This is a genomic window from Mycobacterium sp. NGS39 (genome assembly GCF_059812765.1).
Genome location: NZ_JCALDH010000031.1, coordinates 1 through 853 on the forward strand (window position 1 = coordinate 1; position 853 = coordinate 853).

At 64.9% G+C, this 853-nt stretch carries 1 protein-coding gene; it reads right to left on the reverse strand.

Annotated features, from left to right (window positions below; translation table 11 throughout):
* A partial coding sequence (locus tag AC5Y39_RS21220) for an IS256 family transposase (RefSeq protein WP_500048290.1) occupies positions 1-853 on the reverse strand: 853 nt, incomplete at both ends.

Genomic DNA, 853 nt, shown 5'->3' on the forward strand with positions numbered 1-853 from the left:
GGTGTGGCCTCCTGTTCGGTCGGGTTGTCGTTGATGGTGCGTGATTTGCTGAGGACTTCGAGGCCGAGGTAGCGGCGGGATTCGGCCCATTCGTCGTGTTGTTCGGCCAGGACGGCGCCGACGAGGCGGATCAGGGCGTTGCGGTCGGGGAAGATGCCGACGACGTCGGTGCGTCGGCGGATCTCTTTGTTGAGCCGCTCTTGGGGGTTGTTCGACCAGATCTGGCGCCAGATTTGTTTGGGGAAGGCGGTGAACGCTAGGAGGTCGGCGCGGGCGTTCTCTAAGTGATCAGCCACCTTGGGAAGTTTCTCGGCGAGAGCGTCGATGATTCGGTCATATTGCGCGGCAACGGATTCAGCGTCGGGTTGGTCATAGACCGAGTGCAGCAAGGTGCGTACCCACGGCCACGATGACTTCGGCGTCACCGACATCAGGTTGGTCGCGTAATGAGTTCTGCACCGCTGCCAGGCCGCTCCGGGCAAGGTGGCTCCGATCGCGGACAGCAGGCCAGCGTGAGCGTCCGAGGTGACCAGCTTGACACCGGACAGGCCGCGGGCGGTCAGCGACCGTAAGAAGCTCAGCCAGCCCGCGCCGTCTTCGGCGGTGCTGACCTCGACACCGAGGATCTCGCGGTAGCCCTCGGCGTTTACCGCGACGGCGATCAGGGCGTGCACGTTGACCACCCGCCCGGCCTCGCGCACCTTGAGCACCAGCGCGTCGGCCGCCATAAAGGTGTACGGGCCGGCATCGAGCGGCCGGCTGCGAAACGCCTCGACGGCGGTGTCGAGTTCTTTGGCCATCACCGACACCTGCGACTTCGACAAGCCCGTGATGCCCAACGTCTCGACGAGGC